Source organism: Pseudoxanthomonas sp. P4_B2 (assembly GCF_056402315.1).
Genome location: NZ_JBFUHQ010000005.1, coordinates 199106 through 224507, shown reverse-complemented (window position 1 = coordinate 224507; position 25402 = coordinate 199106). Strand labels below are relative to the sequence as shown.

The following is a 25402-nucleotide window of genomic DNA, read 5'->3' as shown; positions in this document are numbered from 1 at the left end:
GCCGTAGGAGCGACGTAAGTCGCGATGGATACCCAGGGGCGCCAACGATGACGATCCTCTTTCGCGACTCACGTCGCTCCTACGTGCGGATGTCACGCCGCTTTTGGCAAATCCTGCATCACCAGCCGCAATCGAGCCGGCAATGCCACCAGAATCTCGCCGGTATGCGAAAGCAGGCAGAGGCTGCCATCGGCTTCCTCACTCAAAGCGGTCAGGCTTTCCACCCAGTCGCCGTCGTTGGCGTAGATCAAGCCCTCGCGCTGGATCAGGGCCGCACGATGGATGTGTCCGCAGATGATGCCGTCCAGCCCGCGTCGGCGGGCATCGTCCAATCCCGCCTGCACGAACCGAGTGATGTAGCGTTCGGCTGCGATGCTCTGGCGCTTCAAATATTCGGATAGCGACCAGTAGCGCAGGCCGAAACGCTGGCGCAGCCCATTGACGATCTTGTTTCCGGTCAGGATGCGGTAGTACAGCCAGTCGCCGAAGCGCTCCTGCAGGCCGCCGAAATGGGTGACCGCATCGTAGTCGTCGCCATGGGTGACCAGCAGGCGGCGTCCGTCGGCGGTGACGTGGATGGCACGGCGCCGAACCTGCATGGCGGGCAGCACCAGTCCGCAGAACCGGCGTATGGGCCGGTCGTGATTGCCGGGGATATAAATCAGCTCGGTACCACGCCGGCGCAAGGCGTGCAGGGCCTCGACCACGCGATTGTGCGCGTGATTCCAAGTCGCGCGCTTCTGCGCCATCCACCACAGGTCGACGATGTCCCCCACTAGGTAGAGCTGGCGGCAGTGCAGGGTTTCCAGGAAATCGGCGAACTGCGCCGCATGGCAATGCTTGGAGCCCAGGTGAACATCGGAAACGAACACCGCCCGGCGCATCGACGGAGTCGCAGCCGCCTTCATACGGCTGCCTCCGCTTGGGATGCACCTGCTTTCAGGTAACGGGCGCGTTTCTTCGGGCGTATGCGCTGCAGATCGACCTCGATCAAGCCGTCGATGGAATCGCTGAAAGCCGGGTCCACGCCAAAGGCGAGAAAACGGGCGCCACCCGGTTCGCATAGCTCCGTGTATTGCTTGTAGAGCATAGGAATAGTGGCGCCCAGGCTGTCCAGGTTCGCCTTCAGCACACCGAAAGCGGTCTCGGCGTCGAGTTCGCCGAACGAGGGCGGCACGTCGCGGTATTGGAAGGGATGCCGCGAGATCGCTTTTCCCTCCACTTCACCGTAATAGCGGGCGTAGTAGGCGACGATCTGCTCGCGCGCTGCCAACGGCAACGCCGCGCTTAAGGAAACCGCGCCGAACAGGTAGCGCACGTTGGGATGCCGGCGCAGATAGGAGCCTATGCCCTGCCACAGGTAATCGATGCTGCGGCTTCCCCAATACTCCGGCGCTACGAAGCTGCGACCCAGTTCCATGCCTTCGGCCAGGCGCGGTACGACGTCGTCCGTGTATCGGAACAGCGAGGCGGTGTACAGACCTTTCAAGCCATGCGTCGCCAGCGTCGCGGCTCCACGCGCGATGCGATACGCACCGGCGATCTTCCCGGCGGCCTCGTCCCATAGCACGATGTGTTCGTAATGCGCGTCGTAGGAATCGATGTCCAGGGCATTGCCCGTGCCCTCGCCCACCGCCCGGAAAGTCAGCTCACGCAGGCGGCCGATCTCGCGCAGCAGCGGCGAGCCGGCGGGTAGGCGGCCCACGCAAATGCGTTTGCCGTCGCTGGTCTCCCCCAGGATTTCCAACGCGCGCACGGCGTCGCCCAGCACGCGCGGATCGACGGGTGTTATAAGCGTCCGCTGCGGCGGCGCGTTCTCTTCGCTTTTCTTGCCCAGCGAGTACAGGGTCTGGCGCACCCGTGCCAGTGCGGCCTCCGGTTCGGCCGCGCGATCCATCCGCATCACCGATCCCACTCGCAAGGCGATGCGTCGCCCGCTGCGCTTGAACATCTCGCGCGCCAGCAGCGCCGTTCCCATCGGTTTGGACAAGGCGGAGGCGCCGTAGAACAGGGCCGAGTTGCGCGCCTGTATCCGGACCGGCAGCACCGGCGCGTCGTTGTCCATGGCGAAACGCAGGAAACCCCGGCGCCAGCGCGTGTCAGTGATGCCGCGCGCACCCAGGCGCGACACCTCACCTGCGGGAAACACGATCACGCATTGCTCTTCGCGCAAGGCCTGGTCGATCGCCGCCAGGCTCTGCGCGCTGGGCTTTCCGCCCAGTATCCGCACCGGCAGCAGCAGCTCGCGCAGACCTTCGATCTGGCCGAGCAGATCATTGGCCACGATCTTCACGTCGGTGCGCACGCTGCCCACCAGATGCAGCAGCGCCAGGGCATCCAGCGCGCCCGAGGGGTGATTGGCGACGATCAGCAGCCTGCCCGACGCGGGGATGCGGCGACGCTCGACCTGATCGACGGTGTAGCGCAAGTTGAGGAAATCGAGCCCGGCCTCGATCAGCGCGAAACCGGTCAGGTGCGCATGACTGTCCAGGAATCCGTAGACATGCTCCAGTCGCGACCACTGCGTCAGCCCACGCAGCAACGGCCGCGCGACGGCGGCGCGGCGACCGCGGAACCAGTGCGGATAGCGTTCGGCCAGTTGCCGTTCCAGGGTGTTCATGAGCTTCGTCCCGCAGCCCGCCCTCGGCGGGTTTCGCCGGCAGCCTGCCCGTGGCGGGCGTCAGCCTGGTTGCGGTTTTGCGGCAGCCAGGTGACAGGCGATTGGCTCGGCTACGCCGATTCCTTAACGCCAATCCCCTCCTGAACCGGCACAATGCACTCCCGACCGGGTGCGTGTATCATGCGCACCCATCTTTTCATCTCGATCAAGGGATATAAGCCGAATGTCCAACTTCCTCTTCACCTCCGAATCGGTCTCCGAAGGCCATCCGGACAAGGTCGCCGACCAGATTTCCGATGCCGTGCTCGACGCCATCCTGGCCCAGGACAAGCGCGCGCGCGTCGCCTGCGAAACCATGGTCAAGACCGGTGTGGCCATCGTGGCCGGTGAAATCACCACCAGTGCCTGGATCGACCTGGAAGCGTTGACCCGCAAGGTGATCGTGGATATCGGCTACGACAGCTCCGAAGTCGGCTTCGACGGCGCCACCTGCGGCGTGCTGAACCTGATCGGCAAGCAGTCGCCCGACATCAACCAGGGCGTGGACCGCAAGAAGCCAGAAGAACAGGGCGCTGGCGACCAGGGCCTGATGTTCGGCTACGCCACCAATGAGACCGACAGCTACATGCCGGCGGCGATCCATCTGTCGCACCGTCTCGTCGAGCAGCAAGCCAAGGTCCGCAAGCAGAAGAACTCCAAGCTGCCGTGGCTGCGCCCCGACGCCAAGTCGCAGGTCACTCTGCGCTACGAGAACGGCAAGGCCGTGGCTATCGACGCGGTGGTGCTGTCGACCCAGCACGATCCGGACGTGAAGCAGAAGGATCTAGTGGAAGCCGTGCGCGAGGAGATCTTGAAGCCGGTGCTGCCCGCCAAGTGGCTGCACAAAGGCACCCAGTTCCACATCAACCCGACCGGCAAGTTCGTGATCGGCGGCCCCGTCGGCGACTGCGGTCTGACCGGCCGCAAGATCATCGTCGACACCTACGGCGGCTGGGCCCGTCATGGTGGCGGCGCGTTCTCCGGCAAGGACCCGTCGAAGGTGGACCGTTCCGCCGCCTATGCCGCACGCTATGTCGCCAAGAACGTGGTCGCGGCCGGCTTAGCCGACCGTTGCGAAGTGCAGGTCAGCTACGCCATCGGCGTGGCCCATCCGACTTCCATCTCGGTCACCACCTTCGGCACCGGCAAGATCTCCGACGAAAAGATCGAAAAATTGATCCGCAAGTATTTCGATCTGCGCCCATACGGCATCCTGCAGATGCTGGACCTGATCCATCCGATGTATCAGCAGACCGCCGCCTACGGCCACTTCGGCCGCAAGCCGAAGGAATTCACCTACACCGACGGCGCCGGCAAGAAACACACCGCCACTTCGTTCTCGTGGGAGAAGACCGACAAGGCCGAAGAGCTGCGCAAGGCGGCCGGCCTGAAGTAAGCCGCTGCTTCTCCTTGCGGGGAGAAGGCATCAAGGACGGGCCGCTTAGCGGCCCGTTCTGTTTTTCCGAAACTCGTACTGTGAATGCCGATTGGATCGCCTGCCGTGAATAGCTCTGCCGAAAAGAACAGCGAAACCGCCGCCGAATCCACGTTGGAGCTGCTGGAATCGATCGCCGCCGACCGCACCGTACTGGACACTTGGCCGGAGACGGAACGCGTACGTCTGCACAAGGCCATCGCCTCGATCTACCACCCCGAGCCGAAGCTGCGCAGGAAGAAGACCAAGGAGCTGGAACGCGAGCGCCATGCCGAGAAGCTGCGCCGCGCGGACGCGCTGCTGGACCAGACCGGCATCCGCGCCCTGCGCCGCGCGCCGGTGTTCACCACGCCCAACTATTTCCCGCCGGCGGGCTTCGTCGCACAGGACAGCGTGGAGACGGCGCGCGAACCGCTCGAATCTCAAGAGTTGCGGCATTGCTATGTCTGCAAGAAAAAGTACACGCGGGTGCACCACTTCTACGACCAGATGTGCCCCGAATGCGCGGAGTTCAATTTCGCCAAGCGCACCGAACTGGCCGACCTGACCGGGCGCGTCGCACTGCTGACCGGCGGACGGGTGAAGATCGGCTATCAGGCCGGGCTCAAGCTGCTGCGCGCCGGCGCGCATCTGATCGTAACCACGAGATTCGCGCGCGACTCCGCGGCGCGGTATTCGCAGGAGCCGGATTTCGAACAGTGGGGCCATCGGCTGGAAGTGTTCGGCCTGGACCTACGCCATACGCCTAGTGTGGAAGCGTTCTGTCGTGAACTGTCGGCGAAATACTCGCGCCTGGACTTCATCATCAACAACGCCTGCCAGACCGTGCGCCGGCCGCCTGAGTTCTATGCGCACATGATGGAGGCCGAAACCGCCGCTCCGCGCGATACGCCGGAACACGTGCGCAAGCTGCTGGGCAGCTACGAAGGGCTGCGCAGCCATGATTTGTTGCCGCAGGCTTCGGCGCTGCAGGTTGCGATCAAGCAGAGTTTGCCCGAAGTGGCCGGGCTCACGCATGCAGCGGAACTGTCGCAGGTGCCGCTGTTGGCCGAGGAGTTGCTGGGCCAGAAACACCTGTTCCCCGAAGGCCGGCTGGACCAGGACCTGCAGCAGGTGGATCTGCGCGGCCGCAATTCATGGCGTCTGCAAATGGCCGAGGTGCCGTCGGTCGAGCTGCTGGAGGTGCAACTAGTCAACGCCATCGCACCCTTCCTCATCAACGCACGTCTCAAGCCGCTGATGCTGCGCACAGAGAACCGCGACAAGCACATCGTCAACGTGTCGGCGGTCGAAGGCCAGTTCTACCGCAACTTCAAGACCACGCGCCATCCGCACACCAATATGGCCAAGGCGGCGCTGAACATGATGACGCGCACCGCGGCCGCCGATTACCACGGCGACGGCATCCACATGAATAGCGTCGACACCGGCTGGGTGACCGACGAAGATCCGGTGGAGCTGGCCGCCCGCAAGACCGTGGAGGAGCGCTTCCATCCGCCGCTGGACATCGTCGACGGCGCGGCCCGCATCGTCGACCCGATCATCCACGGCATCAACACCGGCGAGCATGTGTGGGGGCAGTTCCTGAAGGATTACCGACCCACCGACTGGTAAGCAAACCGTTGTAGAGCCGAGCTTGCTCGGCTGCCGCCGATCGAGCGCGAAAAACTGCTCTTCTCCTCTCCCCTCGTGGCGCCCGAAGGGTGTGCAAGGCTGAGAGGACGCCCGGAGGGCAGGAGAAGGGAGCGCGAGCGCAGCGATGCGTGCTTTTCGCTTTTCTTCACTCGACATGATCTTTCAATTCATTGCCAAGTGCTCCGGTTCACCCTCTCCCGGCCTTCGGCCACCCTCTCCCATCAAGGGAGAGGGAGCAAATCGCTAGCCGCCTGCCCATCGGCTACTATCCCCCGATGGGGAAAGAAGACAACCGCAGGCCGATAGCCGCGCGAGCCAGTGGCTGGGCGCGCGCGCTTAGCGCGTCTCTGGCACGCTCGTCCATCACTCCGAACCAGATCTCGATGATCAGCATTTTCTTCGCCACCGTCGGCGCGATGATGCTGACCTGGGGGATTTCGCCATGGGGTCTGTTGCTTGCAGCGGTTTGCGTGCAACTGCGCCTGCTGTGCAACCTGCTGGACGGCATGGTCGCGGTGGAAGGCGGCAAGCAGACGCCGACGGGCGCGCTCTACAACGAGTTTCCCGATCGCATCGCCGACTCCCTGCTGATTGTGGCGCTGGGTTACGCGGCGTTGCACGCGTGGCTCGGCTGGCTGGGTGCGCTACTGGCCGCGCTTACCGCCTACGTCCGCGTATTCGGCGGCAGCTCGGGCCTGACGCAGGATTTCCGCGGGCCCATGGCCAAGCCGCACCGCATGGCGGTACTGACCGTGGCCTGCCTGGTCGGTGCAGCGGAATGGCGCTGGAATGGAACGCGCCATTGCTTGCTGCTGGCAGCGACCCTCATCGCCGCTGGATCGGCGCTGACCTGTTACACCCGCATCCGCGCGATCGCCCGCCAGCTGAATCAGAAGGGCTAACACGGTGTTCTCCCGCCTGCTGGTCTTCTTCGTGCAGGTATTCCTCGGCGCGTATCCGCGCTGGGCCGGCTCCAAACCCACGCGCAAGCAGCGCATCTACTTCGCCAACCATTCCAGCCACGTGGATACGGTGGCCTTGTGGTCGGCGTTGCCCCCGCGCCTGCGCAAACGCACACGTCCGGTCGCGGCGCGCGACTACTGGGGTAGCGGCCTCCGCAACTTCGTCGCCCGCAACGGCTTCAACGCGGTGCTGATCGAACGCAACCGCAACCAGTGCGAAGGCGATCCGCTGCAACCGCTGTACGACGCGTTGATTGCCGGAGAATCCCTGATCCTGTTCCCCGAAGGTACCCGCAACAGCGAAATGCAGTTGCTCCCATTCAAGTCGGGCCTGTTCCATCTGGCCACGCGCTTTCCCGACGTTGAATTGATTCCGGTCTACCTGGATAACGCCCGCCGTAACATGCCCAAGGGCAGCCTGTTGCCGGTGCCGCTGATCTGCACCGTGCGTTTCGGCCCGGCGATGCGGCTTGAGCCGGATGAAAACAAAGTGGATTTCCTGCAGCGCGCGCGCGATGCGGTGATGGCATTGGCATGAATACGAATTTCTCGTCCGGAAGCCTGTCGCTGGACGACTTCCTGCATACCGCCCTTGCTCGCGCCCCGCAGAAATTCTGGTGGGTGATCGCCGGGGTCATCGGCGTGCTGCTGCTGGCCAGCCTGATCGGCTGGATACTGGCCAAACGCAAGCCGGGACCGGTAGTCGACAACCTCAATGCACGCGTGCGCGCGTGGTGGGTCATGGTCGGCGTGCTGGCGGTCTGTTTCCTCTTAGGCAAGATCGCGACGTTGGTGCTGTATGCGTTGCTTTCGTTCTTCGCGCTGCGAGAGTTCCTGACCCTCACGCCGACGCGGCGCGGCGACCACTGGTCGCTGTGTCTTTGCTTTTATGTCGCCATCCCGCTGCAGTACTGGCTGATCGGCATCGATTGGTACGGGCTGTTCGTGATGTGCATCCCGGTGTTCGGATTCCTGTTGCTGCCCGCGCTCTCCGCGCTATCCGGCGACACCGAGAACTTCTTGGAACGCAACACCAAGGTCCAATGGGGCCTGATGCTGACCGTGTACTGCCTGAGCCATGCGCCAGCGCTGATGCTGCTGCGCATTCCCGGGTACGAGGGCCAGAACCTGTTGCTGCTGTTCTACTTGCTGCTGGTGGTGCAGCTGAGCGACGTGCTGCAGTATGTGTTCGGCAAGCTGTTCGGCAAGCATCTGCTGGCGCCGCTGGTAAGCCCTTCCAAGACGGTGGAAGGTCTGGTGGGGGGCGGTCTGTCGGCTGCGGGCGTGGGTGCGGCGCTGTGGTGGATTACTCCCTTCACCCCGCTGCAATCGGCCTTGCTGTCGCTGCTGATCGTGCTCTGCGGCTTCCTGGGCGGACTGGCGCTGTCAGCGGTCAAGCGCAGCCTGGGGGCGAAGGACTGGGGCGAGATGATCGAGGGACACGGCGGCATCCTGGATAGGCTGGACTCGGTGGTGTACGCCGCTCCGGTGTTCTTCCACGTAGTGCGCTACCTGTACCAGTAGCTTCGTAGCCCGGGTAGAGCCGCAGGCGAAACCCGGGGCTTTTTCTCGCAAATCGCGAAGTTGCCGGGTTTCGCTGCGCTCTACCCGGGCTACGCCGTGCATCGCCGGGTACAATGGCGCATGTCTCTCATGCAATTGCAGCGCGTCGATTTCAGCATCGGCGGACCGCTCCTCCTCGAACACGTCGATCTCACCCTGGAACCCAACGAGCGCGTCTGCATCGTGGGGCGCAACGGCGCGGGCAAATCCACCCTGATGCGGCTGCTGGCCGGCGAACTGACCCCGGACGACGGCGAAGTACGTCTGCAGAACGGCGTGGTGGTCGCGCGGATGGCCCAGGAAGTGCCGCAGGACACCGCCGGCACGGTGTTCGATGTGGTCGCCGAAGGCCTGGGCGATCTGGGCCACCTGCTGGCGCTCTATCACCACGCACTGCACGACGGCGACATGGAAGCGATGGGCGACGCCCAGGAAAAGATCGAGGCCCAGCACGGTTGGGATCTGGATCTGCGTGTGCAGCAGGTGCTGACCAAGTTGGAACTGCCGGAGGATGCCGACTTCTCTGCGCTTTCCGGTGGCATGAAGCGCCGCGTGCTGTTGGCCCAGGCACTGGTGCGCAAGCCCGATATCCTGCTGCTGGACGAGCCGACCAACCACCTGGACATCGATGCGATCGCCTGGCTGGAAGGCTTCCTCAAGCAGTTCGAAGGCAGCATCGTCTTCGTCACCCATGACCGCAGCTTCCTGCGCGCGTTGGCTACGCGGATCGTGGAAATCGACCGCGGCCAGGTGACCAGCTGGCCGGGCGACTATGAAAACTACCTGCGCCGCCGCGAAGAGCGTCTGCACGCCGAAGCGCAGGAGAACGCACGCTTCGACAAACTGCTGGCGCAGGAAGAGATATGGATACGCCAAGGCATCAAGGCCCGCCGCACCCGTAACGAAGGCCGCGTCACCGCTCTGAAAGCGCTGCGTCGCGAGCGCTCGCAGCGGCGCGAGTTGGGCGGCAACGTCAACATGGCCGTGTCGGCCGCGCAGAAATCCGGCAAGAAAGTCATCGAGATCGAAGGCATCACCCAGGCCTACGACGGCCGCGTGCTGCTGGATAACGTGTCGACGACGATCCTGCGCGGCGACCGGGTCGGCATCATCGGGCCCAACGGCGCCGGTAAGTCCACGCTGCTCAAGGTCCTGCTTGGCGAGCTGCAGCCGCAAGCCGGCGAAGTCACGCTTGGCACCGGGCTGCAGGTCGCCTACTTCGACCAGCACCGCAGCCAGCTCAACGATAGCCTCAACGCGTTGGAGAACGTGGCCGAGGGTCGCGATTTCATCGAAATCAACGGCACCCGCAAACATATCATCGGCTACCTGCAGGATTTCCTGTTCTCGCCCGAACGCGCGCGCGCGCCGATCACCCGCCTGTCCGGCGGCGAGCGCAACCGTCTGCTGCTGGCTAAGCTGTTCGCGCAACCCTCTAACCTGCTGGTGATGGACGAACCCACCAACGACCTGGACGTGGAAACGCTGGAACTATTGGAAGAACTGCTGGGCGAGTACAAGGGCACCCTGCTGCTGGTGAGTCACGACCGCGAGTTCATCGACAACGTAGTCACCAGCACGCTGGTGCTGGAAGGCCAGGGCCGTCTCGCCGATTACGTGGGCGGCTACACCGACTGGGTGCGCCAGCGTCCGAATGCGTTGTTCAACGCGGAATCCGCGGTGCCCGCGAAAGCATCGCCCAGTCCAGTGCAGACCGCGGCGGCGAGCGAGCCCAAGCGCAAGCTCAGCTACAAGGATGCACGCGAGCTGGAGTTGCTGCCCGCCCGGATCGAACAGCTGGAAGCCGACATCGCCGCGCGCGCTGCTTCGATGAACGATCCCAAGTTCTACCAGCAGGATAGCGCAGCGATCCTGGCCTTCAATGAAGCGTCGGCGAAGCTGCAAGCCGAGCTAGAACACGCCTATCAGCGCTGGAACGAACTCGACGCCTGAGCACGCGCTGGTGTAGGAGCGACGCAAGTCGCGAACGTTTGATACCAAAACGGCGCAGGTTCGCGACTTACGTCGCTCCTACGAGCATCGAAACACACGATGCGCTTCCGCTTTTGTCTTTGATCCTGCACTAAAACCCCGTGAGACGCGGCAAGCGGGTCGGGATAAACCCCGAAGGGGCGGCGCACAGGGATGTGCGCCGTTTCCGGAGGCGCAGGAGGCGCCTTACGGAAATTCCCGGCACGCTTGCGGACCCGGCGGCTTCATCGCCGGGCGCGACGTTAGGGTGTGTTTCTTTGGTTACTTTCTTTGCACAAGCAAAGAAAGTGACTCGCGCATAGCGCGAAACGCTCTGCTTTGATCAACCTAAAAGCAAAGTCGCTGGGTCCCCGCCTTCGCGGGAATGACGAGCTAAAGGCAGAGCAAGATCAAGATGGATGACCAGCCATTCGGCTGTTGAGAAGCACTTCCAGCTTACGCTGGGATGACATCATCATTGTTCGCGAGAGGTGCTGGGTCCTCGCCTTCGCCGACATGACGGACCAACAACTAGCCGGTGTTCTGCACGCCCTGCGACACACCGTTCACGCTAGCCACCAGCACACGCAGCAACGCATCGTCCTCGCGCCCACTATCGCGCCAGCGCTTCAGCAGATCGACCTGCAACACACTGATCGGATCCACATAGGGATTGCGCAATCGGATCGACAACGCCAGCCGCTGATCGTTCTGCAGCAGCCACTCGTTGTCGTTGAGCCGCAGCACCCACTTCTTGGTCAGAGCGAGCTCGCGTTCGATCAGCGGGAAGAACTCCTCGTGCAACGGCCCCGCCATGCGCGAGAACATCGCCGCGATGCTCAGATCGCCCTTGGCCAGCACCATGGAAATGTCGTCCAGGAAGGTCTTGAAGAACGGCCAGTCGCGCGCCATTTCCCGCAGCGTCTCCTCGCCGCCCGCCTTGATCACCGCCTGCAGACCGCTACCCACCCCGTACCAACCCGGAATGACCGCACGCGACTGGCTCCAGGCGAACACCCAGGGAATCGCCCGCAGATTGGTCAGCGCCGCGTCTTCGCCTAAGCGCCGAGACGGCCGCGACCCCAGCGTCATGCGTTCGATCACATCGATCGGCGTGGCCTGGCGGAAATAGTCCATGAACTTCGGCGCACCCACGAAACCGCGATACGCCCACGTGCTTTCCTTGGCCACACTATCCATGACGTCCCGCCACTTCGCTTCCCGCGGCTCCAGCGGACGCGGGCGTAGGCTGGAAACGAGTACCGCGCCGGTCGCTTGTTCCAGCGAACGCAAAGCGAGCGCGCGGATGCCGTACTTGCGATGGATCACTTCGCCTTGTTCGGTCACGCGCAAACGGCCGTCCACGCTTCCACGCGGCGACGCGTCCACGGCGCGCGTGGTCTTGCCACCGCCGCGGCTGATGGAACCGCCACGACCGTGGAAGAAGGTCAGCTTGATGCCTAACTCTTTAGCCGCCTGCAGCAGTTCGACCTGCCCACGCTGCAGCCCCCAGCGCGAAGCGGCGATGCCGCCGTCCTTGCCGCTGTCGGAATAGCCCAGCATCACCATCTGCACGTTGTCGCGCGCTGACAGATGAGCGCGGTAGACCGGATCGGCCAGCAAATCCCGCAAAGTGTCCGGGCCATGCTCCAGGTCGTCCACGGTCTCGAACAGCGGCGCGATATCCAACGGCACATTGTCTTGCCCATCAACGAGCCCGCCGCGCCTGGCCAGCGCAAGCACGGTTAGCACGTCGGCGCGGTTGTGCGCCATGCTGATGATGTAGGCGCCCAAAGCATCGGTGCCGTGCAGCTGCCGCGCTTCGGCAAGCGCGGCGAACACTGCATCCATGCGCAGGCCGATCTCATCGTCGTTGTGAGGCAGAACGGTTTCGCCGCTGGCATAAGGCCCGAGCAACGTTCCTCTTTCCACTGCATCGCGCGATTCCCACTGCTCGTCTTTCAATGCGGCCGCGACCGCGCGCGCGTGCACACTGGATTCCTGGCGCACGTCCAGGCGCGCCAGATGAAAACCGAAACTGCGCACCCGCCAGGCCAGCCGGCGCACCGCGAACCAGCCCGCATGCACGCCGCGGTTCTGTTCCAGGCTGTGCAGGATCAGATCGACATCGTCGGCGAATTCGCGTGGCGTGGCATAGCTCTCGGGCGCGTCGTCCAAGGTCGCCTGCAGGCGCGCGCGCATCAGGTCGTTGAGCAGACGGTAAGGCTGGTCGGCGTGGCGCGGCTTGGAGCGCGCGGCGGCTTGCGGCAGCAGCGCTCGGTAACGCTCTACCTGCGCTTCGATTTGCGGCGATACGCCGACCATGTCCTTGGACTGGCTCAAAAGCGTGGTCAGCTGACGCAGTTCCTTCAGATACAGCTGCAGCACGGAACGGCGCTGCGCGCGCAGGGTCGCGGCGATGGTGTCCCCGTCGACATTGGGATTGCCGTCCATGTCGCCGCCCACCCAGGTGCCGAAGCGCAGCAGTCGCGGTACGTCGATGGCCTTGCCGAAGGTCTCGACGAGCGAAGTCTCCAGGGTTTCGTACAGCACCGGCATGACCCGATACAGAACATTGGTGACGTAGAAGCCGACATGTTCGCGTTCGTCTTCCACGCCCGGGCGCACCGGCGAGGAATCGGCGGTCTGCCACGATGAAGTTAGCGCCATGCGGAAGCGTGCGATATCGGTGGCGCGCTCGCCGGGCGTGCGTTGGCCGTCCAGGTCGTTGACCAGGCTGGCGACCATCAGTTGTTCCTTCTCCAGCAGCGCGCGGCGCACGGCTTCGGTCGGATGCGCGGTGAACACCGGCTCGATGTCGATACGCGGCAGCCACTCGGCCAGTTCCTCCAGAGTCACGCCCTGCGCTTTCAGCTTGATTAGGGCGTCGTGCAAACCGTCGGGTTGCGGCGCGCTACCGCTGCGCTGGTAGTCGCGGCGGCGGCGGATGCGATGCACGCGCTCGGCGATGTTGACCACCTGGAAATAGGCGCTGAAGGCGCGAATCAGCGATTCGGCATGGTGCGGTTCCAGTCCGGCCAGCAATCCGGCCAGCGAGGCCGGGGGCTCGTCGCCCTGGCGCCGAGCGATGGCGGTGGTGCGGACCTTCTCCACTTCCTGCAGGAATTCCGGAGAAACCTGTTCGGCCAGCATGTCGCCTACCAGCGCGCCCAGGCGTCGCACATCTTCGCGCAACGGCTGATCGGGGGCGGCGAACTCGAGGCTGCGTGGGTCGTTCATCAGCAAGTGCGTCTCGCAAAGCAGGTGGGAGGCCGAAGCCTAACCGAAGCCGCGGGCATTTTGTGCAATGCGGCATCGGGGACAGCGGCTTGTTCCAGGACAGCAGAATGGGCCTTGTGCACCTCCTGTGGGTCACCCGAATGTCCTTATGGGAACCCGCCGTTCGGTGCCGGTGTCCGCCGGGCTAACCTGACCAGGCCAGCCACCTTGGCTCATGGCCGGACCCAGCCGTTTTGCCCGTATATCCTTTCATCGCGAATAAGAGATATAATGTCGCGCCTTCGCCGAGGGGCGCTGCGACCGAGACCAATGTGGAGTCCGGCCAGGCTCGGTGAACAGTTCCTGCAACGGCGCCCGGATAATCTGCGATCCAAGATCGCATAGACCGGAGCAATGCCATGAACGCAGTACGCAAATTCTCGACCGACGGCGACTACAAGGTTGCCGATATTTCGCTGGCCGATTGGGGCCGCAAGGAACTGGACATCGCCGAGCACGAGATGCCGGGCCTGATGTCCATCCGCAGGAAGTACGCCACCGCCAAGCCACTCAACGGCGTGCGCGTGACCGGCTCGCTGCACATGACCATCCAGACCGCCGTGCTGATCGAGACGCTGAAGGACATCGGCGCCGACGTGCGCTGGGCCTCGTGCAATATCTTCTCGACCCAGGACCACGCCGCCGCTGCGATCGCCGTCACCGGCACGCCGGTGTTCGCCTGGAAGGGCGAGTCGCTGGAAGAGTATTGGGACTGCACGCTGGACGCGCTGACCTTCCCGGATGGCAAGGGTCCGGAGCTGGTCGTCGACGACGGCGGCGACGTCACTCTGCTGATCCACAAGGGCTATGAACTTGAGAACGGCTCGAAGTGGGTCGACGAACCCGCGTCCTCGCACGAAGAAGGCGTGATCAAGAACCTGCTCAAGCGTGTGGCCAAAGAACGTCCCGGCTTCTGGCACACCGTGGTCAAGGACTGGAAGGGCGTATCCGAGGAAACCACCACAGGCGTGCACCGCCTGTACCAGATGGTCGAAGCCAAGTCGCTGCTGGTGCCGGCCATCAACGTCAACGACTCGGTCACCAAGTCGAAGTTCGACAACCTCTACGGCTGCCGTGAGTCGCTGGCCGATGGCCTGAAGCGCGCCATGGATGTGATGCTGGCCGGCAAGGTCGCCGTGGTCTGCGGTTACGGCGACGTCGGCAAGGGTTCGGCCCACTCGCTGCGTGCCTACGGCGCGCGCGTGGTGGTCACCGAGATCGATCCGATCAACGCCCTGCAGGCGTCGATGGAAGGCTTCGAAGTCAATACCGTGGAAAGCACGCTGGGTCGCGGCGACATCTACGTCACCACCACCGGCAACAAGGACGTGCTGACCATCGAGCACCTGAGCCACATGAAGGACCAGGCCATCGTCTGCAACATCGGCCACTTCGACAACGAGATCCAGGTCGATGCGCTGAACGAGTTCCCGGGCGTGGTGAAGCTCAACATCAAGCCGCAGGTGGACAAGTACACCTTCCCCGACAGCCGCGCGATCTTCCTGCTGGCAGAAGGCCGCCTGGTCAACCTGGGTTGCGCCACCGGCCATCCGAGCTTCGTCATGTCCAACTCGTTCTCCAACCAGACTCTGGCCCAGATCGACCTGTGGGCGAACAAGGACAAGTACGAACCGACGGTCTACATCCTGCCCAAGAAGCTGGACGAGGAAGTCGCGCGCCTGCACCTGGAAAAGATCGGCGTGAAGCTGACCACGCTGACCACCGAACAGGCCGCGTACCTCGGCGTGGACGTGGACGGTCCGTACAAGCCGGAGCATTACCGCTACTGATCGAAAGCGCGGCGTTCTTCGGTTCGCCGCGATTTTTCGGCCGTCATTCCCGCGAAGGCGGGAATGACGATCCGTTTATACGAACGCGGATACGTCAATGCGCACACCCGTTTCCTTTGAGTTCTACCCGCCCAAGACCGATGAGCAGCGCGCGCAGCTGGACCGCACCGCGGAGAAGCTGAAAGCGCACTCGCCGGAATATGTGTCGTGCACCTTCGGTGCTGGCGGCTCCACTCTGAGCTACACGTCGGAAACCGTCCGTCACCTCAACCAGACCCACGGCTTCGACGCAGCGCCTCATCTTTCCTGCGTCGGCGGCAGCCGCGAGGAAATCCGCGAGCTGCTGCGCCTCTACCGCGCTCTGGGCTGCAAGCGCATCGTGGCGTTGCGCGGCGACCTTCCCTCCGGCATGGGTCATCCAGGCGATCTGCGCTATGCCTCGGAACTGATCCAGTTCATCCGCGCCGAGCATGGCGATGCCTTCCATATCGAAGTGGGCGCCTATCCGGAAACGCATCCGCAGTCCGACGACGCATTGACCGACCTGAAACATTTCAAGGCCAAGGTCGACGCCGGCGCCGATGGCGCCATCACCCAGTATTTCTACAACGCCGACGCGTATTTCCACTTCGTCGACGCCGTGCGTAAATTGGGCGTGGAGATTCCGATCATCCCCGGCATCATGCCCATCTCCAACTACACCCAGCTAAAGCGCTTCTCCGAAGCCTGCGGAGCCGAGATCCCGCGTTGGATCGGCAAGCGCATGCAGGCCTTTGGCGACGACGCCGAAGCGATTCGCGAATTCGGCGCCGACGTCGTGGCCGGCCTCTGCCAGCGCTTGGTGGAAGGCGGCGCGCCAGGACTGCACTTCTATACGTTGAATCTCTCCAAGCCAACAATGAATGTGATCGCGCGGCTGCAATAACTCGCGGCTGTAATGGCCAGCCGCAGTAGCGACTCGCTTTTTGTAATGAATATTCTAGAAATGCACCCGCCAGTGTAGGTTCGTAAGGGTTCAGACAAGACGCATTTCAACACATGATGTAGACAAGCATGCGAACAGCATATTGCTAACTTCATGCACGCGCCGTTGTCATGAACGCCGTCTCCATTTCCACCGCGGTTGTCGCCATTGCAGCACTGATGTCTCCTGGATCCGTGCCTGCCGGCACCAGCAGCGGTCTGCAACGTTGCGAAAGCGCCGACGGCGAAGTTGTTTATACCGATCGATCTTGCGCGACGCTGGGTGCACGACCGCTGCCTTTGCCGGGCGAACTCCTGACCCGCATAGCGCGCGAAGAAGCCGCCTATTCACGTGACATCGATTTCGGCGACGCGCCTGTCTTCGCGAACGTCGGCAGGCGTTCGCCGACTTCGGGGTGCGCACGCAACAAGCGGCAGCTTGCGATGGATATCCAAGGTTCGCTGGCATTGCACAACGTCAACCGTCTGGCCGAGAGCTACCACTGGGTCGGGAAGTCCCATCGGGAGGCCCAGCAACATATGCTGCGGCTAGAGAAAATGGCGACGCAGCGATTGCAGGACGTACGGTTGTTCTATGCGCAGATCGGCAGCGGCGCCATGCAGTTTGCAGACGCAGGCACGACCGGCGCCAACGGCGGCATCGTGCAATTGACCTTGGGCAACGGCGCCAGACAACAGGTCGTGGACCTGGAGGTAATGCGGTACTCGGGTTGCTACTTCGTGCGGCTTTGAGCATCTCGCTCGATTCTGTACAGAAGATCCCATTCAGACCGCCCCGCGTGCGTCTGTGGCTTCCCATCGCTGCGGATCGCGGGTTAGGCTGACCGGCGATGCGTACTCTCCTCTTCCTGTTTGTATCTCTGCTTTCCATCAGCCTGTTGGCGGTGCCGGGGATGGCCCATGCGCAGGAGGTCCAGCGCTGCACCACCATGAGCGGCGAAACGGTCTACTCCGACAAACGCTGCGAAGACATCGGTGCCATGGATCGCCTGCCGCAGATAACGCCCGGTAGCTCAACCAGGTCGGGAGGCCTCTACCGCGCCGGCTGTTCGCGGACGCTGAGCGACCTGGTCTACCAGATCACCGCGGCCGTCGAGAACAAAGACGTCAATCGCCTGGCCAGCGTCTATCAGTGGACGGACATTTCCAATGCGGCGGCCAATAGCATCCTCGACAAGCTGCAGGCGGTCGTCGACCGACCGTTGGTGGACATCGTGCCGGTACGGCCCGCACCACCGCCTATCGTCGATCAGAATGGGGTCGTGATCGACGACAACAGCGATGGCTACTACCCGCAGACGACGGCGCGGCAGCGCCCGATCGGATTGCGCCTGGAACAGACCCTGAAGAACGGCAGCACCCCCTCGCGCACGGTGTTCGGTCTGCGCCGCAGCTACAACTGTTTCTGGATCAGCCTCTGAGCCGTTGCGGGTCTGATTGCTGGCACAATGCCCTTGCAATCAGGAGCCCCGTATGAAATTCCCCGACAAAATCTGGCACAACGGCGTCATCAAGCCCTGGGCGGAAGCCACCACGCACGTGATGGCGCATGCCATCCACTATGGTTCTTCGGTGTTCGAAGGCATCCGCGCCTATGAGACGCCGAAAGGCACGGCGGTGTTCCGCCTCAACGACCACAACAAGCGTCTGTTCCAGTCGGCCAAGATCTACGACATCGAGATTCCTTACACGCTGGAAGAGATCAATGCGGCGTGCAAGGAAATCATCCGTGTCAACGGTCTGAGCAAGGCCTACCTGCGTCCCATCGTGTTCCGCGGCTACGGCGGCGTAGGCATCGCGGCGGACACGCCGATCGACATGGCCATCGCGGCGATGGAGTTCGGGCGTTATCTTGGCGAAGACGGCATGGAGAAAGGCATCGACGCCTGCGTGTCCAGCTGGCAGCGGTTCGCGCCGAACACCCTGCCGGCAGGCGCGAAGGCCGGCGGCAATTATCTGTCTGGCCAATTGGTCACGCGCGAGGCGCGCCGCCACGGCTATGGCGAAGGCATCGCGCTGGCTTCCACTGGCTTGCTCAGCGAGGGCGCTGGCGAGAACCTGTTCCTGGTGTTCGAAGGCGCCTTGCACACCACGCCGGCCAGCGCTTCGTTGCTCGCGGGTATCACCCGCAATTCGATCATTCGCCTGGCACGCGACAATGGCATCGAAGTGATCGAGCGCGATCTGCCGCGCGAATACCTGTACCTATGCGATGAGTTGCTGATGTGCGGCACCGCCGCCGAGATCACGCCGCTGCGCTCGGTCGATGGCAAGCCAGTCGGCGACGGCAAACCCGGCCCGGTCACCAAGAAGATCCAGGATTTGTTCTTTGGCCTGTTCGAAGGCCGTACGGAAGACAAACACGGCTGGCTGGATTACCTCTGAGCCAGCGCTTGTAGAGCCGAGCTTGCTCGGCTGCTTTTGACTTCCTGCGAAGAGCAGCCGAGCAAGCTCGGCTCTACGGCAGCGGGCCTCAGTCGGCCGTGAATTTCAACGTGGCAGTCACGCCACGCGTTTCGCCGGGCCGCACGCCCACCTGCCAGCCATAGAGTTCGCATAGCCGGCTGACGATCGACAGACCGATGCCGCCGCCCTGCGAATGTCCGGCGTGCGTGCCGCGATAACCGCGCTCGAACAGGCGCGCGGCATCTTCCGGACTGAGACCCGGACCCGAATCGATGACCTCCACACTGTCGGCCATCAAGCGCACGACCACGTCGCCTTCCAGCGTGTACTTCACCGCATTGCCGATCAGGTTACCCAGCGCCACCGAAACCGCAGCCTCGGGCGCATCCACGGTCAACCCGCTTTCGCCTTCCATGCGCAGCGTCAACGGTTTGCTTCCCAGCTGCGCGCGATGCGCATCCAGCAATTGCTCGGCGACCCGCGCCACCAGCGTATTGCCTTGCCCGCGCTCATTGCGCGACAGCAACAGCAATGATCCGATCAAATCGGTACACTGCTGTTCCGCGCGCTGGATACGGAACAGCCGCTGCTCCACTTTCTCATCCAATCCGGGCCGGGCCAGCAACAATTCCGTCGCGCCGCGTATCACAGCCAGCGGCGTGCGCAATTCGTGGCTGACGTCCGCATTGAATTCGCGGTCGCGCTGCACTACGTCGGTGAGTCGAGCGGAATAATCGTCGAGCGCCTTGGCCAGTTCGCCGACCTCATCCTCCGGGAAGTGCGTGGCGAGGGGCTTGGGATTGCTGCTACCTCGGTAAGAACGAAGCCGCGCAGCCAGTTCCGATACCGGGCTCATCACGCGGGATGCCGCCCACCAGCCGACTACCAGCGACAACGCGCTGAAGAGGAGTACGGATAAGTAGATGGCACGCATGAACTGGCGCTGGCCAGAGGCTGTCCCGGAAATGTCATAGGCCAGGAAGAACCATGCCTCTGGCGTCTTACGTACGGCCAATTTATAGATCAGGGGGTCGCCGCTTTCGTCGAAATCCGAAATATTGTGGTTTCCGTTCGGTAGCCTGGCCCATTCCGGGCGCTCTTCGCGGATGCGATCGAATTTGTCCGGCGTGAATACGAACGCCCTGATCTGCTGTACCGGCAGATCAGGGTTCTTCGCGGGGTTGGCGTAGAAGCGTCTGGCGTACTCGTCGATGTTGCGATTCATCACGTCTTCGACGAGCTGGTTCTCCACCCGTTGACGGGTGTAATCGGTCAGATAGGCGAAGAGCGCCGTCAGCCCGGTGCCGAGCAGGAAGAACGACAGGATGATTCGGGTTCGGAGTCTTCGCCGAAAACGCAACTGTCGTCGCTTACGAGGACCCTCCGATTCAGGCATCCGGCGCCGCGATCCTATAACCGATACCGTGGCGGGTCTGGATAAACGGCGTATCGAACGGTTTGTCGACCACTGCGCGCAGGCCGTGGATATGCACGCGCAGCGAATCCGAATCGGGCAGCTCTTCTCCCCACACGCGCGTTTCCAGTTCCTGGCGCGTAACCACTGCGGGCGAGGCTTCCATCAACGCCTGCAGGATCTTCAGTGCGGTCGGGTTGAGCTGCAGCAGCTTGCCTTGGCGGCGCACTTCCAGGGTGTCGAGGTTGTACTCCAGCTCGCCCACTTCCAGCACGCGGGTCTGCACGCCCTTGCCGCGACGCGACAGCGCATTGAGACGGACTTCGACTTCCTGCAACGCGAACGGCTTGATCAGATAGTCGTCGGCGCCGGAATCGAAACCGGCCAATTTGTTATCCAGCGTGTCGCGCGCGGTGAGCATCAGTATCGGCGTCTGCTTGCGCGCCTCGTTGCGAAGCTTGCGGCAGACTTCCAAACCGTCCATGCCGGGGAGATTGAGATCCAGCACGATCGCATCGAAGTCGTGCACTACCGCCAGGTGCAGGCCGGTAACGCCGTCCGCAGCGAAATCCACCGTGTGGCCGCGGTCTTCCAGGTAGTCCCCCAGATTGGCCGCGATGTCGCTGTTGTCTTCGATGACCAGGATGCGCATCGGTCAGCTGCCTTTCAAGGATGGGGTAGCGTTCTGGACCCTGCGCAGGGTGTCTTCGGAATTTTCCCTCACGCGACGGCGCTCGGCTACGGTCAGGCACACCGTGGTTTTGCGGTGGCTGCCCAGCTTTTCCACCCGCTCGCATACCAGGCGGCTGTCTTCGCCGGCCTTGGTCAATATGTTGTTGATCACTTCCTGATCATTGAAAACAGCTGTCTTCTGCGTTTCGGTCAACGCTTCAATGCCGCCGCCCGATTCTAGGGTCGTAGAGATACGGGCCAAAGCGTCCTTCACGAGCGAGCGATCGTTCGCGCTGATTTCGCTGTAGGTCTTGCCGTCCGTCAGTTTCTTCTCGATAGCATGACGCTGGTCGGCGAACGACCCGGTGACATTCAGGGCATCCGACGAGGCGCCCTTCATAGTGGCCGAAGCCATCATCGCGCTGGCCGGGGAAGCTGCGGCAACCAGAAACAGGCCGCCTAGTATCAGTTTGTACATTGCATACCTCGTTTGATTGGGTCGAATTCAGAAAAAAAGGCCGGCGGCCGATTTGCTCCCAGCCCATGCACTCTTAACTTTGGATTCTTGCATACATGGTCATTATCCCGAGCAAGAGCAAGGCGGAACAAAAAATAGCCCGGGCCACGAACCGCGGCCCGGGCTTAAAAATAACCCGATTACCGTAATCCTGTTTTCCAGAGCCACTGACGATAGCTTGAGAGCACAGACTTGCGGTCGGCAGAAGCTACGCCGAAGGCGATTAAACCGCCGTTAAAAATAAGGTTAAAGTGGCGTGAAGAGTACGTATTTCTCAGCTAACAGATTGATTTTCATTGAATTACTTTCTTGAGCCCGCGATGTGGTCGACGATGGCGCCCGCCACGTCCTCGGCGCATACCTGCTCGATTCCCTCCAGCCCCGGCGTGGAGTTGACCTCCAGCACCAGCGGGCCCCGCTGCGCCCGGATCAGGTCCACGCCCGCCACATTCAATCCGAGGCTGCGCGCCGCTCGGACCGCGACCTCCTTTTCGTTTTCGCTTGCCTCCACCGGCTCCGCCGTGCCGCCGCGGTGCAGGTTGGAACGAAAATCGCCCTCCGGCGCCTGTCGCCGCATTGAGGCCACCACCCGGTCGCCGACTACGAAGCAACGCAGATCGGCGCCCTCGGCTTCGCCGATGAATTCCTGGACCACGAAATTCGCGTAGAGGCCGCGCAAGGCTTCGACCACGCTGCGGGAGGCGGACGGTTTTTCGGTCAGCATGACGCCGGCGCCCTGGGTGCCTTCATTGAGCTTAATGACGTGCGGCGGCGGGCCGAGCATCGACAACAGATCGAGCGTGTCGTCGGGATTGTCGCCGAACACCGTGATCGGCATGCCTATGCCCTGCGCGGCCAGCAGTTGATGCGCGCGCAGTTTGTCGCGCGCGCGCAGAATGGCGTCGGAGGGGTTGGGCGTGTAACTGCCCATCAATTCGAACTGACGCAGCACCGCAGTGCCGTAGCGCGTGATCGATGCGCCGATGCGCGGTATGACCGCGTCGTAGCCGGCGATGGGCTTGCCCTTGTAGTGCATGCTGAAACCATCGCTGGCGATGCGCATGTAGCAGCGCAGCGGATCCAATACCCTGACCGTATGTCCGCGTGCGCGCGCAGCTTCCACCAGGCGTCTTGTGGAATAAAGCTTGCTGTTGCGCGAAAGGATGGCGAGTTTCATCCATGGCCTGCCTGGCGATTGGGGCCACAGCATGCCACGCACGCAGCACCCGCGTATGACGAAGGAACTTTAGGTTTATCGCGCCGACACGCAGGCTCGCTGGAAGATGCGCGGGGATCGGCGGGTCGCAGCCCTGCGGCCGACGTCCGCCGATATCACCCGCTGATTTGGCGGCGCTTTGGCTTCAGTTGACTGTGCAGGTCAGGCTGAAGGTGGCCGATCCGTTCGCCGGCAGAGTCGGAATTGCGACGCCCGACTGCATGGCCGCTACCAGCGCAGCGCCAGTGGCGGCCGGACACGCCGCACCGCCCGCAGCGCTGCAGGCTGCGGTGGTGCAGGCCAGGCCAGCGACTTGCGGATCGCGCAACACCGCGCCGTCGGCCGCAGCCGGGCCGGCATTGCTGACCACCATCTGGTAGGTGGTCGTGCCGCCCCGTACCACCGTAGTGGTGTTATTGGTTTTGGTGATCGAGAGATTGGCGTTGAGCACGACCGGCACCGGATCCACCGCGCAACCGAGGAACGGCGTTCCGCTGCCGCTGCATTGCGCTGTAGTACTTGCGTCGACGCTGGTCGAAACGCCGAGTTGCGGATCGCCGCCGCCGGCGACCTGGGCGCGATTGATCAAGCTGCCGCTGCCGGCCGAAGCGGCAACGGTCGCGCTGAAAGTGATAGTGGCGGTCGCACCGGCCGCAAGGCTGGTGCTGCGGTTGCAAGTCACCGTACCGCTGGCATGGGTGCAGCTGAAACCGTCGACGCTGAAGGGCGAGGCGCCGCTGTAGGCGATGCCGGCGGGCAGCACATCGACCACGCGGATTTCCGCGGTACCCGATGCGGTGCCGCCGCTGTTCGTCACCAACAGGCTGAAGGCCACCGTCTCTCCGGGCTGCTTGGTCTGCGGATTGGTGTGCGTCTTGCTGAGGCGGATCTGGGCGGCGTTCTGCGCGGTGTTCAGATCGATCGCGCAACCTGCCGGCACATTGTTGCCGGTGCAGGCGGCGATGTCGCTATCGGCCAACGTCGCCGGCAGGTCGGCGTCGCCGCCGCCGCCGACACGTGCGCGATTGATGTACTGCGTTCCCGACGTGGCCGCGCCCACGTTGGCGACCACGCTGAAATTGCTCAATCCCCCGGCCGCGATAACGGTGGCGGAAGTGCAGCTCACCACGGTGGCCGACACGCGCGTGCAGGTCCAATCGGCAGCATTGGCGCCCGCCTTGGTCAGCGTGGCCGGCCAGTTCATCGGCGCGGGCAGCGTATCGCGGAACTGGAGCGTGCCGATGGAGGCTGCATTGCCGGTGTTGCGCACCCGGAATTGGTAGGTGGTCTGGCCGTTGATGGCCATGAACGGCTGGCCGTCGTCCTTTTCCAGCGACAGGCTGACCTTGGTCACCGCATCGGTATCGGCGGCACAACCGGTGGAGGCGTTAGAACTGGTCGTATCGGGAGACATCGGTGCCGTGCAGGCGCTCGCAGTGGCTACTGTGGGCAAAGTGAGTTTGCCGGGATCGCCGCCGCCGCCGATCTGTCCGCGGTTGGTCAGTGCGCTGGCGGTGGAGGCGGCGATCGTCGCAGGAATGACGATGGTCACGCTGGCGCCATTGGCGATAGCGGTACTGCGCTCACAAAGAAAACTGAGCGTGGCCGCGGTATAGGCGCAGCTAAAACCGCCGCTAGTGAATGGCGAAGCGCCGGTGTAGCTCATACCGGTGGGCAGCACGTCGACCACCCGGAGGGTGCCGACGGTGGGCGCGGCGCCGGTGTTGGAGACGGTGAGCTGGAAGGACGTTGTGGTCCCGGCTACTACCGTGTCGGTGTTGTCGCTCTTGACCAGAGACAGCAACGGCGCGTTGACGGTATCCACGTCGATCGCGCAACCCGCCGGCGAGTCGTTGCCGGTGCATTGGGCGGTGGTTGTGGCGTCGGGGACGGCTTTGTTGAGGTCGCCGCCGCCGCCGATGCGCGCGCGGTTGGTGACGCTGGAACCGTTGGCGACCGTGGCCACCTGCGCGACGAAGCTAAAAACGCTGGTGGCTCCGGCCACCAGCACCGTGGACGAGGTGCAAGTCAGTGCGTTGGAAGCGGCGTTGCAGCTCCAGTTGGCCGCCTGCGCACCGGCCAGCGCGACAGCGCCGTCTGCAATGGTGATGCCGCTCGGCAATACATCGACAACCGTTGCGGTTCCGCTGCTGGACGCGCCGCCGTTGTTGCTGACGGTCAGCGTGTAGGTAGTCGCGTTGCCGTTGTTGAGGCTGGTGACCCCGTTGCTCTTGGCCACGCGCAGGTCGGGAAAGCAGTCCGCGCCCGGACTGCCACGCGAATCCCCTAATCCGGTTTATTTCGACCAAAAAACCCCACCGGACACGAAGGCGTGACGGTGCCGACCCCTTTAACTTCGTCTTATGCAGGCCATGCCAGGGCATGCGCAGAAGGGAAGCAATTCACAACTTTCAGGAGAGGCGACTAGTGCCCACCCAGAAGCCGTTGATGCGAAAGAAGAACTCGCGTCAAGTGTGAAATGGTATTGGGTCACGCTTTTTGAGCAAGACAACAACTATCGGACGAAGTGACGCAGAGCGTCAGAATGAGGCCGATTTCCGGGCATAGGCGAACACCCCTACGGACCGTAAGATGTTTGTAAATCCTTGCTGGGGTTAGGTTTCGGGGCCAAGTCAGGCGCCGAATGTGAGGGCTGGCACTACGTGTGAGATGTTAAAGTATTATTAGTCACAGTAGATGAAAGGCATTTCTTAGCAGACGAACGGTAGCCATTTATGCCCCTGCTGCGCTGCTTGGAAAGGTAATTGCGCTTTTTGGCAGGATGGAGCGGGTGAAGGGAATCGAACCCTCGTCAGTAGCTTGGGAAGCTACAGCTCTACCATTGAGCTACACCCGCAAGGCCGCGAGTCTATTCTCGGGCGCGTGGCCCATGCAAACG

General features: G+C 63.0%; 19 protein-coding genes, 1 tRNA gene and 1 riboswitch. Of the genes, 11 read left to right on the top strand and 9 right to left on the bottom strand.

Translation table 11 applies throughout. The features are described from left to right. Positions 1-92: 92 nt before the first annotated feature. Both AC1DTQ_RS13895 and olsF read right to left on the bottom strand, forming a co-directional pair. Positions 93-908: a UDP-2,3-diacylglucosamine diphosphatase gene (locus AC1DTQ_RS13895; RefSeq protein WP_477850347.1), complete on the bottom strand. Its 816-nt coding sequence runs from the start codon at positions 906-908 to the stop codon at positions 93-95. Continuing rightward, positions 905-2620, bottom strand: a complete 1716-nt coding sequence (gene olsF, locus AC1DTQ_RS13890; protein ID WP_477850346.1) for a bifunctional ornithine lipid synthase OlsF — start codon at positions 2618-2620, stop codon at positions 905-907. The genes AC1DTQ_RS13895 and olsF overlap by 4 nt, the downstream gene beginning before the upstream one ends. A 223-nt stretch (positions 2621-2843) precedes the next feature. Here olsF and metK point away from each other — a divergent pair, with 223 nt between their 5' ends. From metK to AC1DTQ_RS13860, 6 genes are all read left to right on the top strand, one after another. Continuing rightward, positions 2844-4055, top strand: a complete 1212-nt coding sequence (gene metK, locus AC1DTQ_RS13885) for a methionine adenosyltransferase (protein ID WP_477850345.1) — start codon at positions 2844-2846, stop codon at positions 4053-4055. Between the two features lie 84 nt (positions 4056-4139). Continuing rightward, positions 4140-5708, top strand: coding sequence for an SDR family NAD(P)-dependent oxidoreductase (locus tag AC1DTQ_RS13880; protein ID WP_477850343.1), 1569 nt, complete (start codon positions 4140-4142; stop codon positions 5706-5708). 296 nt (positions 5709-6004) lie between these two features. Continuing rightward, positions 6005-6631 carry a CDP-alcohol phosphatidyltransferase family protein gene (locus tag AC1DTQ_RS13875; protein ID WP_477850341.1) on the top strand — a complete coding sequence of 209 codons (627 nt, stop codon included), beginning with the start codon at positions 6005-6007 and terminating at the stop codon, positions 6629-6631. Positions 6632-6635: 4 nt separating this feature from the next. After that, complete coding sequence (locus AC1DTQ_RS13870) at positions 6636-7229, top strand: lysophospholipid acyltransferase family protein (RefSeq protein WP_477850340.1); 594 nt, start codon at positions 6636-6638, stop codon at positions 7227-7229. Next, positions 7226-8215: a phosphatidate cytidylyltransferase gene (locus AC1DTQ_RS13865; RefSeq protein ID WP_477850339.1), complete on the top strand. Its 990-nt coding sequence runs from the start codon at positions 7226-7228 to the stop codon at positions 8213-8215. Before AC1DTQ_RS13870 ends, AC1DTQ_RS13865 begins: the two co-directional genes overlap by 4 nt. A 120-nt stretch (positions 8216-8335) precedes the next feature. Further along, on the top strand, positions 8336-10207 hold the full coding sequence (locus AC1DTQ_RS13860; RefSeq protein WP_477850338.1) for an ATP-binding cassette domain-containing protein: 1872 nt from the start codon (positions 8336-8338) through the stop codon (positions 10205-10207). Between the two features lie 549 nt (positions 10208-10756). Here the strand turns inward: AC1DTQ_RS13860 and ppc are convergent. Next, the gene (gene ppc, locus AC1DTQ_RS13855; protein ID WP_477850336.1) at positions 10757-13465 is read right to left on the bottom strand and encodes a phosphoenolpyruvate carboxylase; all 2709 of its coding nucleotides are present in this window, start codon (positions 13463-13465) and stop codon (positions 10757-10759) included. A gap of 280 nt (positions 13466-13745) precedes the next feature. After that, positions 13746-13828, top strand: a riboswitch (S-adenosyl-L-homocysteine riboswitch). A 35-nt stretch (positions 13829-13863) separates the two neighbouring features. Between ppc and ahcY the strand changes: the two genes are divergently transcribed. The 5 genes from ahcY (at position 13864) to AC1DTQ_RS13830 (ending at position 18663) form a co-directional block, all read left to right on the top strand. Continuing rightward, positions 13864-15294, top strand: a complete 1431-nt coding sequence (gene ahcY / locus AC1DTQ_RS13850; protein ID WP_477850335.1) for an adenosylhomocysteinase — start codon at positions 13864-13866, stop codon at positions 15292-15294. A gap of 97 nt (positions 15295-15391) precedes the next feature. Beyond that, positions 15392-16219 (top strand): methylenetetrahydrofolate reductase [NAD(P)H], encoded by an 828-nt coding sequence (gene metF / locus AC1DTQ_RS13845; protein WP_477850334.1) that lies wholly within the window; start codon positions 15392-15394, stop codon positions 16217-16219. Between the two features lie 170 nt (positions 16220-16389). Continuing rightward, on the top strand, positions 16390-17010 hold the full coding sequence (locus AC1DTQ_RS13840; RefSeq protein ID WP_477850333.1) for a hypothetical protein: 621 nt from the start codon (positions 16390-16392) through the stop codon (positions 17008-17010). A 98-nt stretch (positions 17011-17108) separates the two neighbouring features. Further along, complete coding sequence (locus tag AC1DTQ_RS13835) at positions 17109-17699, top strand: hypothetical protein (RefSeq protein WP_477850331.1); 591 nt, start codon at positions 17109-17111, stop codon at positions 17697-17699. 52 nt (positions 17700-17751) lie between these two features. After that, positions 17752-18663: a branched-chain amino acid transaminase gene (locus tag AC1DTQ_RS13830; protein ID WP_477850329.1), complete on the top strand. Its 912-nt coding sequence runs from the start codon at positions 17752-17754 to the stop codon at positions 18661-18663. Positions 18664-18751: 88 nt separating this feature from the next. Here the strand turns inward: AC1DTQ_RS13830 and AC1DTQ_RS13825 are convergent, their stop codons facing one another. The 6 genes from AC1DTQ_RS13825 to AC1DTQ_RS13800 all read right to left on the bottom strand — a co-directional run bounded on the left by AC1DTQ_RS13825 (position 18752) and on the right by AC1DTQ_RS13800 (position 25360). After that, entirely contained in the window at positions 18752-20080 is a 1329-nt protein-coding gene (locus tag AC1DTQ_RS13825) for a sensor histidine kinase (protein WP_477850328.1), read from the bottom strand. Beyond that, positions 20073-20750, bottom strand: coding sequence for a response regulator transcription factor (locus tag AC1DTQ_RS13820; RefSeq protein ID WP_093282672.1), 678 nt, complete (start codon positions 20748-20750; stop codon positions 20073-20075). Before AC1DTQ_RS13820 ends, AC1DTQ_RS13825 begins: the two co-directional genes overlap by 8 nt. Before the next feature lie 3 nt (positions 20751-20753). After that, positions 20754-21248, bottom strand: coding sequence for a hypothetical protein (locus AC1DTQ_RS13815; protein WP_477850327.1), 495 nt, complete (start codon positions 21246-21248; stop codon positions 20754-20756). A 340-nt stretch (positions 21249-21588) separates the two neighbouring features. Beyond that, positions 21589-22464 (bottom strand): 30S ribosomal protein S6--L-glutamate ligase, encoded by an 876-nt coding sequence (rimK, locus tag AC1DTQ_RS13810; RefSeq protein ID WP_477850325.1) that lies wholly within the window; start codon positions 22462-22464, stop codon positions 21589-21591. A 184-nt stretch (positions 22465-22648) separates the two neighbouring features. Continuing rightward, positions 22649-24742, bottom strand: a complete 2094-nt coding sequence (locus AC1DTQ_RS13805) for a hypothetical protein (RefSeq protein WP_477850324.1) — start codon at positions 24740-24742, stop codon at positions 22649-22651. A 544-nt stretch (positions 24743-25286) separates the two neighbouring features. Continuing rightward, positions 25287-25360 (bottom strand) — tRNA-Gly (locus AC1DTQ_RS13800). Between the last annotated feature and the right edge of the window lie 42 nt (positions 25361-25402).